Here is a 9,973-nt window from a genome sequence, read left to right on the forward strand (position 1 = left end):
CCGGGAAAGCCCGCCGGCTCAGTCGGTCGGCCACACCGGGAGCGGGCGTACGGCTTCGCGCAGGGCGGCCGCGATGGCCCGGAACTCCTCCTGGCGGGCCGTCCCCGTCCGCATCGCCAGGGCGATCCGCCGGGACGGCGCGGGCTCGGCGAAGTACCCGGTGGCCAGGTACTCGTTGCGGGTGGTCTCCAGCCGCAGCGCGGTGCGCGGCAGCAGGGTCACACCCAGCCCGCCGGCGACCAGCTGGACGAGGGTGGACAGCCCGGCGGCGGTCGTGGTGACGTCCGCGCCGCCCTCCCGCCGCCCGCCGGCCCCCTCCGCGGAGGGTCCGCGCCCCGCCCCTCTCGGAGGCCGCCCGGCCTCCCGGCAGATGTCCAGGGCCTGGTCCCGCAGGCAGTGCCCCTCGTCGAGCAACAGCAGCTGCAGTCCGCGCAGTTCCTCGCGGGGGATGTCCCGGCGCCCGGCCAGCGGATGCTCCCGGGGCGTCAGCAGCACGAAGTCCTCGTCGAAGACGGGCAGTTCGGTGACGCCCGGCACGCCCAGCGGCACGGCGAGCAGCAGCAGGTCGAGGCGACCGCCGGAGAGCCCCTCCAGCAGCGAGGCGGTCTGCTCCTCGTGGACCTGGAGGTCCATCCGGGGATAGCGCCGGTGGAACAGCCCGAGGACGGTCGGCAGCAGGTACGGCGCCACGGTGGGGATCACCCCGAGCCGCAGCACGCCGGTGAAGGGGGCCCGTACCGCCTCGGCCTCCTCCAGCAGTCCGCCCATCGCCTCGAGCACCACGCGCGCCCGGGCCGCGATCCGCTCCCCCGCCGGGGAGAGCAGCACCTTGCGGGTGGTGCGCTCCAGCAGCTGGACTCCGAGCGCCTCCTCCAGGGCGGACACGGCCCCCGACAGCGCCGGCTGGCTCATCCCGATGGCGGCGGCGGCATCCCGGAAGTGCAGGTGCTCGGCCACGGCCGTGAAGGCGCGCAGCTGCGCCAGGGTGGGTTGCTTCGCTCCCCTATTACCGGCAGCCACTGATAGGTACCTCCGATCACCGGACTCAAGTGTAGCTATTTCCGTAATCAATGCAGCTGTGCCAGCATGTGAGATCCGTCCAACCCCCTTGGAAAGCCCCCAAAAAGGTCACTTTCCTCGTCCGCAAGGAGAGCACGTGCTCACTGTCGGTGACAAGTTCCCCACCTACGATCTGACCGCTTGCGTCTCGCTCGAGGCGGGCAGCGAGTTCGCGCAGATCGACCACAAGACCTATGAGGGCAAGTGGCGCGTGGTGTTCTTCTGGCCGAAGGACTTCACCTTCGTCTGCCCGACCGAGATCGCCGCGTTCGGCAAGCTGAACGAGGAGTTCCAGGACCGCGACGCCCAGATCCTCGGCGTCTCCGGCGACTCCGAGTTCGTCCACCACGCCTGGCGCAAGGACCACGCCGACCTGCGTGACCTGCCCTTCCCGATGCTGGCCGACTCCAAGCACGAGCTCATGCAGGCGTGCGGCGTCCAGGGCGAGGACGGCTTCGCCCAGCGCGCCGTCTTCATCGTCGACCAGAACAACGAGATCCAGTTCACCATGGTGACCGCCGGTTCCGTGGGCCGTAACCCCAAGGAGGTCCTGCGGGTCCTCGACGCCCTGCAGACCGACGAGCTGTGCCCCTGCAACTGGACCAAGGGCGAGGGCACCCTGGACGCCGGCGCGCTGCTGGCCGGTGAGTGACGGATGTCCCTCGACGCCCTCAAGTCCGCCATACCGGACTTCGCCAAGGACCTGAAGCTGAACCTCGGTTCGGTCATCGGGAACCAGGACGCCCTCTCGCAGCAGCAGCTGTGGGGCACCGTGCTGTCCTGCGCGATCGCCGCCCGCTCCCCGCGCGTCCTGCGTGAGCTGGAGCCGGAGGCGAAGGCGAACCTGTCGCCGGAGGCGTACGCCGCCGCCAAGTCCGCTGCCGCGATCATGGCGATGAACAACGTCTTCTACCGCACCCGGCACCTGCTCTCCGACCCGGAGTACGGCACGCTGCGCGCGGGCCTGCGGATGAACGTCATCGGCAACCCCGGTGTGGAGAAGGTCGACTTCGAGCTGTGGTCGCTCGCGGTCTCCGCGATCAACGGCTGCGGCCAGTGCCTGGACTCGCACGAGCAGGTCCTGCGCAAGGCCGGCGTCGACCGCGAGACCGTCCAGGAGGCCTTCAAGGTCGCCTCGGTGATCCAGGCCGTCGCGGTCACCCTCGACGCGGAGGCGGCGCTCGCCGCCGAGTAGTCACCCGTACGAGGTCCCGTGCCCCCGCAGCCTTCCCGGCGGCGGGGGCACGGTGCTGCCCGCCGTCACTTCCTCAGGCGGTCCATCAGGTCGCGCATGTCCTCGATCATCGCCGCCCGGAGCGCGTCGCTGTCGATCTCCTCGTCGGCGTTCTCCCCCCACCACTGCGCGTTCAGCGTGAAGACGGCGCCGCCGTCGAGCACCTGGATCTGCGGGGACCTGACCAGTCCCGACACCAGCGCCTGCTCCCCGAGCCCGGGCACCTTCTCCGGGCGGACGGTCTCCACGTCCATGAACGGACTGAGCACCGGCCCCTGGCCGAACTCCGGCTCCGGGTCGCTCTTCTTGTGCAGCTCGACCCGCACCTCCGCGAGGTAGGCGGCCCGGCCCTTGGTGCGCGGCGTCGTGTACTGGCAGTACGACCAGTCCAGCGCGGGGCTCTCGCCCCGGCGCTCCGGGCCCGCCTCGAACTCCCCGCTCATCGCGCCCAGCGCGGGCAGCCGCACCTGGGTGCACAGGTCCTCGACGTGCCGGTAGGCGATCGGCGGTCCATCGGTGCCGAAACGATCCTGCACCGCCAGCGCGCCCGCCCAGACCGCCGAGGCCAGTACCGCCCCGCCCAGCGCCCACAGCCAGGAGCGGACCGGAGGGCGCCGTAACGGCCTGTCCCCCGCTCCCGGCTCCACCGTCTCGGCCGGCCGCTCCGGCCCCCACTCCCCGTCCAGTTCCGGCTCACTGATCACCGTCGTCCCCCTCCCGTGGCGCCGAGCCGAGGGCCGTGGCCCCGTGCGGGCCCGGCCCGACCGCCCCGTGCCCCATGTGGAGCTGCTCGCGCGAGTACGCCCGCAGGTATCCCACCGCGGTGTTGGTGACGGCGACCAGCGGTACGGCGACCACCGCGCCCCCGATGCCCGCGATCAGGCCGCCCGCGGCCACCGAGAGCACCACGGCCAGCGGGTGCACCCGTACCGCCCGGCCCAGGATGAACGGCTGGAGCACATGGCCCTCGATCTGCTGCACCGCCAGGACGACCAGCAGCACCATCAGCGCACTGAACACGCCCTGGGTCACCAGCGCCACGACCACCGCGAGCGCGCCGGAGACCACCGCGCCGACCAGCGGGATGAAGGCGAACAGGAAGATGAAGACGGCCAGCGGCACGGCCATCGGCACGTCGAGGAAGTAGATGCCCAGGCCGATGAAGATGGCGTCGATGAGCGCGACGAGGACGGTGCCCCGTACGTACGCGGTCAGCGTGCGCCAGGCGCGCGGACCGGCTCCCGCCACGCCGGGCCGGGCCGCGGCCGGGACGAGGGCGAGCGTCCACGTCCAGATGCGCTTGCCGTCGTAGAGCAGGAAGAGCGTCGAGAACATCGCGAGCAGGATGCCCGTCAGCACCTCGACGAGGACGGTCACGCCTTGCAGGCCGGCCGTGGTGATCTGCTCGGTGTTGGTGCCGATGGTCTCGCTGAGGTTCTTCGCGATGTCGTTGATCTGCTTCTCGGTCACGTGGAACGGACTGTCCAGTGCCCAGAGTTTGAGTTCGTTGATGCCGTCGCGGACCCGGTCGGAGAGGTCGTCGAGGTTCTCCATGACCTGCCAGACCACGAACCAGCCGACGAGCCCGATGACCACGAAGCCGAGGATCGCGGTGACGGCGGTGGCCAGCCCCCGGGGCAGGCCCAGCCTGCGCAGCCGGACCACGAAGGGCTGCAGGAGCGCGGTGACCAGCATGGCGGCGGCGAAGGCGAGGACGACCAGGCGGACTTCGCTGATCACCTTCATCAGGACCCACAGCATCCCGGCCAGGAGCAGCAGCCGCCAGCTGACCTCGGCGGCCACCCGCATGCCCCACGGGACCACGCTCACCGGGTCGGGGCGCTCGGGGAAGGCGGGGGCGGACGCGGGGCCCGGTTCCGCCGCGGCGGCCGGCGCCCCTCCCCGGCGGGCGGGGGCGGGGTGCGGAAGGTCGCCCCTGGCCTCGGCCTCGACCTCGGCGCGCCGCTCGTCGAGCCGCGCCTCCATCCGGTTCAGCCTGCTCCCGAGCCGGCCGAGCCAGCCTTCCCTCTTCACCATGTCGATCCCTTCCCCCCGCCCCACTGATCACGCCTCGAAAGACCGTACACGCGGGGAGCCCCGCACCGTCGGACGGTGCGGGGCTCCCCGGGATCGAGCGGGTGGCGGTGTCGCCTAGTACCAGCCGTTGGCCTGGTGGAAGCTCCAGGCTCCGCACGGGCTGCCGTACCGGTCTTCCATGTAGTTCAGGCCCCACTTGATCTGCGTCGCGGGGTTGGTGCGCCAGTCGGCACCGGCCGAGGCCATCTTCGAGCCCGGGAGCGCCTGGACCAGGCCGTAGGCGCCCGAGGACTTGTTCACGGCGAGGTAGTTCCAGGTGGATTCCTGGTTGATGATGTTCGAGAAGCACTGGAACTGGCCGGCCGGGACCATCTGCTGGGCGATGGCCTTGACCTGAGCGACCGTGTAGGAGCTCTGGACGGCGAAGTCCCCGGCGTCGCGGGCGGCGGAGCGGCTGGCCGCTTCCTTCACCTCGCGGTCCTTCTTGGCCTTCTCGTCAGCGGCCTTCTGCGCCTCCGCCTTCTTGGCCTTGGCGTCCTCGGCGGCCTGGATGCGGGCTGCCTCCTCGGCCGAGCGCTTGGCGTCGGCGTCGGCGGCGTGGGCGATGGTGTCGGCCTGCTGCGTCAGGGACGCGCTCTGGACCTGTGCCTGGTCGCCGACCGGGATGTCAGTGAGGAGGGTCGCCCCGGACGCGGTCGTCTCGAGATCGTTCGAGGCGGGGTCGCCGGTGGCAACGCCCACGACTGCGCCGACGGTGGTGACCGCGGTGGCAGAAGCCACTGCGAAGCCCCGTACCGAGATCCGGCTCACACGGTGTCCTTCCAGCAGCGTCCGCAGTGACCGAGCGGGCGCAAGAGTGCCCCTCGACACTGGCCTCCGTGGTTCTGGGGTCACTGGAGACGCGGGCCCGTGGGCAGCTCCTTGCGGAGGCTGCCGCGTGAAACTCCGGGCGGCATACGGCAATCGGCTGTGGAGTTGTGGTGCTGCTCGTACCTCACGGGAGGTACGGAAGTGCCGTATGCGGGGCCTGACGGAAAACAGACTCTGCCGGACCTCGACGCCGCAGGGCAATTCTGCGTTGCGTGGGAAAGGTCACACCTGGCATGGACGCTCTGGTTTCGCCAAAGGCCTGTGCAGCGCGACGCCGCCCGGCTAGGCTCTCGGGCCTTTACCGGACGGCGTCAACTCACTTTCCCGCTATGGGTTTTTTGACCGTTTCAGCCCCCTGTCGGGGCCTGCCGGGGTCAGAGGGTCTCCAGCATCTCGGTGACGAGCGCCGCGATCGGAGAGCGCTCCGAGCGCGTCAGGGTGATGTGGGCGAAGAGCGGATGCCCCTTCAGCTTCTCGACGACGGCGACGACTCCGTCGTACCGGCCGACCCGCAGGTTGTCCCGCTGGGCGACGTCGTGGGTCAGAACGACCCGCGAATTCGCGCCCACCCGGGACAGGACGGTCAGCAGGACGTTCCGCTCCAGCGACTGGGCCTCGTCCACGATCACGAAGGCGTCGTGCAGCGAGCGGCCGCGGATGTGCGTGAGCGGCAGGACCTCCAGCATCCCGCGGTTCAGCACCTCTTCGATGACCTCGCGCCCGGCGACCGAGGAGAGGGTGTCGAAGACGGCCTGCGCCCAGGGGCTCATCTTCTCGCCCTGGTCACCCGGCAGGTAGCCGAGCTCCTGCCCGCCCACCGCGTACAGCGGCCGGAAGACCATCACCTTCTGGTGCTGCCTGCGCTCCAGCACCGCCTCCAGGCCCGCGCACAGGGCCAGCGCCGACTTTCCGGTACCCGCCCGGCCTCCCATCGAGATGATCCCGATCTCGGGGTCGAGGAGGAGGTCCAGCGCGATGCGCTGCTCGGCGCTGCGGCCGTGCAGCCCGAAGGCCTCGCGGTCGCCCCGTACGAGCTTCACGTTGCCGTCCGCCGTGACGCGGCCGAGCGCCTTGCCGCGCTCGGACTGGAGGACCAGCCCGGTGTGCACGGGCAGTTCGGCGACCTCCGGCACGTACAGGCGCTCCTCGGAGTAGAGGAGGTCCACCTGCTCTGCGGAGAGGGCGAGCTCGCTCATGCCGGTCCAGCCGGCATCGGTGATCGCGAGCTCCGCGCGGTACTCCTCGGCGATCAGCCCCACCGAGGAGGCCTTGATGCGCAGCGGGAGATCCTTCGAGACCACCGTGACGTCGTAGCCCTCGGCCTGGAGATTGCGGGCGACCGCGAGGATCCGCGAGTCGTTGTCCCCCAATCGGAAGCCGGCGGGCAGGACACCGGGGTCGGAGTGGTTGAGCTCGACGCGCAGGGTGCCGCCCAGATCGCCCAGTGGGATGGGGGCGTCGAGGCGTCCGTACCGGACCCGGAAGTCGTCGAGCAGGCGCAGGGCCTGGCGCGCGAAGTAGCCGAGTTCGGGATGGTGCCTCTTTGCCTCCAGCTCGGTGATCACCACGATCGGGAGCACGACCTCGTGCTCGTCGAAGCGGGAGATCGCGTTGGGGTCTGCCAGCAGGACGCTGGTGTCGAGGACGTAGGTCCGCCTGTCGGGCAGGCGGCGCTTTGTGCTGGTCACCACGGAAGGACGTACCCCCTCGGAAGAGGTCGGGCCATGAAGACCGGACCGGTCATCGGCACCCATGCCAGGGCCGATTCCCGGCCCTCCACTCCGTCCGTGCGAACCGCACGTGCGTCCTGGTGCAAAGGGCCTCCCGGGCGGACGGCCCCATGCCGTCCGCTGAGACTCGACACCCGTGGATCGGGCATCGACCTGAAAGTGGTATTCCCCGATCAGGCCAGGCCATGCCATGGCATATGACGGACGCTCGGTGAATCCCAGGTGAAAGCTCGGGAGGGAGGGTGCGGCGGTGACCGAAGGGGCGTCAGAGACCACTCCGGGTGAATCCGGGGCCGATCAGGTGCCGTAGCGCCGGTGGCGGGCCGCGTAGTCGCGCAGGGCCCGTAGGAAGTCGACCTTGCGGAAGGCCGGCCAGAAGACCTCGCAGAAGTAGTACTCGGAGTGGGCGCTCTGCCACAGCATGAATCCGGACAGCCGCTGCTCGCCGCTGGTGCGGATCACGAGGTCCGGGTCGGGCTGGCCGCGCGTGTAGAGGTGCTCCGCGATGTGGTCGATGTCCAGGATCTCGGCGAGCTCCTCGAAGGAGGTGCCCTTCTGCGCGTGCTCCAGCAGCAGCGAGCGGACCGCGTCGGCGATCTCCTGGCGACCGCCGTAGCCGACGGCGACGTTGACGAGTATCCCCTGGACGTCGTGCGTGGCCTGCTCGGCCTCCTTCAGCACGGTCTGCGTCCGCGCGGGCAGGATGTCGAGGTTGCCGACGTGGTGGACGCGCCAGCGGCCGTCCGCGGCGAGGCCCCGCACGGTGTTCTCGATGATGTTGAGCAGCGGGCGGAGCTCGACCTCCGGCCGGTCCAGGTTGTCCGTGGAGAGCATCCACAGGGTGACGACCTCGACGTCCGTCTCGGTGCACCAGCCGAGCATCTCGGAGATCTTGTCGGCTCCGGCCTGGTGGCCCTGCTCCGTGGTGCCTCCGGACGCCTTCGCCCAGCGCCGGTTCCCGTCCAGGATGACGCCGATGTGCTTGGGCGCCGCGTCATGGTCGAGGCGGCCTTCCACCCGGCGTGCGTAGAGCCTGTACACCAGGTCGCGCAGCTTCACGATCTTCCAGCCCCTCCGTGCAATGCCCCCGTGCGAATTGCGGTCCCCCGAGTGCGCCACATTACTGCGCGGCGGGAGGGGGTACCCAACTCGGTCTGTCACAGCTCCGTGATAGGGAGGACAACATGACTGATACCAATCCCTATCGGGCGGACGCCGCGCGCTACGACTCCATGGAGTACCGGCGCACCGGCCACAGCGGCCTCAAGCTCCCCGCCATCTCCCTCGGCCTCTGGCACAACTTCGGAGACGACAAGTCGCTCGAGTCCCAGCGGGCGATCCTCCGGCGGGCCTTCGACCTCGGCATCACCCACTTCGACCTGGCGAACAACTACGGTCCGCCGCCCGGGTCGGCCGAGCTGAACTTCGGGAAGATCTTCTCGCAGGACTTCGCGTCGTACCGCGACGAGCTGATCCTCTCCACCAAGGCCGGCTACCTGATGCACCCCGGTCCCTACGGCGAATGGGGCAGCCGCAAGTACCTGCTGAGCTCCCTGGACGCCTCGCTCGAGCGGATGGGCGTGGACTACGTCGACATCTTCTACTCGCACCGCTTCGACCCGCAGACCCCGCTCGAGGAGACCATGGGCGCCCTGGCGTCCGCGGTCCAGCAGGGCAAGGCGCTCTACGTCGGCGTGTCCTCGTACACGGCGGAGCAGACGGCCGAGGCGGTGCGGATCCTGCGCGAGATGGGCGTGCGGCCGCTGATCCACCAGCCCTCGTACTCCATGATCAACCGCTGGACCGAGGACGACGGCCTGCTGGACACCCTCGAGGAGGCGGGGATGGGCTGCATCTCCTTCGCGCCGCTCGCGCAGGGGCTGCTGACGGGCAAGTACCTGAACGAGATCCCCGAGGGCTCGCGGGCCACCCAGGGCAAGTCGCTCAACCCGGACCTGCTCTCGGACGACGTGCTGCGCCGGCTGGGCGGCCTGAACCAGATCGCCGCGAGGCGCGGCCAGTCCCTGGCGCAGCTGGCGCTGAAGTGGGTGCTGCGCGACGACCGGATGACCTCGGCGCTGATCGGCGCGTCGAGCGTGCGGCAGCTGGAGGAGAACGTGGCCGCGCTGGCGGCGGAACCGCTCTCCGAGGCCGAGCTGAAGGAGATCGACTCCTTCGCCGTGTCCACCCCCGGCACCAACCTCTGGGCCCAGCGCGGCTGACCTGCGCGGATGCCAGTAGGGGGCGGAGAACAAAAAACGGGCCGGTCCGTGGGGGGGATACGGACCGGCCCGAGGGGGGGGTTCCACCATAACCCTTCGTAAAGCGATATGCGTGCATAGCCGCGCCACGATTACGCTCCGAAACCGCCCAGCAGCACTCCGGTGAGTGCTCCGGCGGCCATGAACGGGCCGAAGGCGAAGCCCTGCTTGCGGGTCGCGGAGCCGCGCAGCAGCAGGAAGAGGCCGTACAGGGCCCCGTAGAGGAAGCCCAGGAAGGCCCCGGCGGCCCATACCCCCCACCCGTACCACCCAAGAGCGACCCCCAGCGAGAGCGCCAGCTTGACGTCGCCGAAACCCATCCCGGCGGGGTGGGCCAGGAAGAGCGCCAGGTACCCGGTCGCGAGCAGGCCGCCGCCGAAGAGCGCGAGCCGCCAGTCGCCCCCGGCGCCGGGCAGGAGGGCCGCCGCCCCGAGCCCGGCGGCGACCGCGGCGGCGAGCGGCAGGGTCAGCACGTCGGGGAGCCGGTGCACGGCCCGGTCGACGAGGGCGAGCAGCACGAGGACGGGCGCGAGCCCCACGTAGACCAGGACCTCGGGCCGCACCCCCACGGCCGCCCCGAGCCCGGCACAGACCACCCCGGCAAGCACGCCGACAGGGAGGCCCCGCCTCCCGTACACATGCGACACGGCCGGGCCGGGCGGCGGGGCGTCCGAGCCGGGCGGCAGGGCGTCCGGGCCGGGCGGCAGCGCGTCCGGGCCGGGCGGCAGCGCGTCCGGGCCGGGCGGCAGCGCGTCCGGGCCGGGCGGCAGCGCGTCCGGGCC

General features: G+C 70.7%; 10 protein-coding genes. 3 read left to right on the forward strand and 7 right to left on the reverse strand.

Annotated features, from left to right (window positions below; all coding sequences use genetic code 11):
* Window positions 1-18: 18 nt before the first annotated feature.
* Complete coding sequence (locus tag AB0D66_RS19710; protein ID WP_362304699.1) at window positions 19-1,020, reverse strand: LysR substrate-binding domain-containing protein; 1,002 nt, start codon at window positions 1,018-1,020, stop codon at window positions 19-21.
* Between the two features lie 136 nt (window positions 1,021-1,156).
* Here AB0D66_RS19710 and AB0D66_RS19715 point away from each other — a divergent pair, with 136 nt between their 5' ends.
* Both AB0D66_RS19715 and AB0D66_RS19720 read left to right on the forward strand, forming a co-directional pair.
* Window positions 1,157-1,711 (forward strand): peroxiredoxin, encoded by a 555-nt coding sequence (locus AB0D66_RS19715; protein ID WP_362304702.1) that lies wholly within the window; start codon window positions 1,157-1,159, stop codon window positions 1,709-1,711.
* 3 nt (window positions 1,712-1,714) lie between these two features.
* Window positions 1,715-2,254 carry an alkyl hydroperoxide reductase gene (locus AB0D66_RS19720; protein WP_362304705.1) on the forward strand — a complete coding sequence of 180 codons (540 nt, stop codon included), beginning with the start codon at window positions 1,715-1,717 and terminating at the stop codon, window positions 2,252-2,254.
* Between the two features lie 65 nt (window positions 2,255-2,319).
* On the opposite strand, the gene AB0D66_RS19725 is transcribed toward AB0D66_RS19720, so the two are convergent.
* From AB0D66_RS19725 to AB0D66_RS19745, 5 genes are all read right to left on the reverse strand, one after another.
* Window positions 2,320-2,997, reverse strand: a complete 678-nt coding sequence (locus AB0D66_RS19725) for a hypothetical protein (protein WP_362304708.1) — start codon at window positions 2,995-2,997, stop codon at window positions 2,320-2,322.
* Entirely contained in the window at window positions 2,987-4,330 is a 1,344-nt protein-coding gene (locus tag AB0D66_RS19730) for an AI-2E family transporter (protein WP_362304710.1), read from the reverse strand. The genes AB0D66_RS19725 and AB0D66_RS19730 overlap by 11 nt, the downstream gene beginning before the upstream one ends.
* 114 nt (window positions 4,331-4,444) lie before the next feature.
* Window positions 4,445-5,140: a transglycosylase SLT domain-containing protein gene (locus tag AB0D66_RS19735; protein WP_362304713.1), complete on the reverse strand. Its 696-nt coding sequence runs from the start codon at window positions 5,138-5,140 to the stop codon at window positions 4,445-4,447.
* Window positions 5,141-5,574: 434 nt separating this feature from the next.
* Window positions 5,575-6,891, reverse strand: coding sequence for a PhoH family protein (locus tag AB0D66_RS19740; protein ID WP_362304716.1), 1,317 nt, complete (start codon window positions 6,889-6,891; stop codon window positions 5,575-5,577).
* 336 nt (window positions 6,892-7,227) lie between these two features.
* Window positions 7,228-7,989, reverse strand: coding sequence for an isoprenyl transferase (locus AB0D66_RS19745; protein WP_069921737.1), 762 nt, complete (start codon window positions 7,987-7,989; stop codon window positions 7,228-7,230).
* 125 nt (window positions 7,990-8,114) lie between these two features.
* Between AB0D66_RS19745 and mgrA the strand changes: the two genes are divergently transcribed.
* On the forward strand, window positions 8,115-9,152 hold the full coding sequence (gene mgrA, locus AB0D66_RS19750; RefSeq protein ID WP_362304720.1) for an L-glyceraldehyde 3-phosphate reductase: 1,038 nt from the start codon (window positions 8,115-8,117) through the stop codon (window positions 9,150-9,152).
* A gap of 131 nt (window positions 9,153-9,283) precedes the next feature.
* Here the strand turns inward: mgrA and AB0D66_RS19755 are convergent.
* The coding region (locus AB0D66_RS19755; RefSeq protein WP_362304723.1) for a prepilin peptidase at window positions 9,284-9,973 on the reverse strand (690 nt) is incomplete at its 5' end.

The sequence above is a fragment of the Streptomyces sp. NPDC048270 genome (assembly GCF_040652335.1).
Classification (GTDB): Bacteria; Actinomycetota; Actinomycetes; order Streptomycetales; family Streptomycetaceae; genus Streptomyces.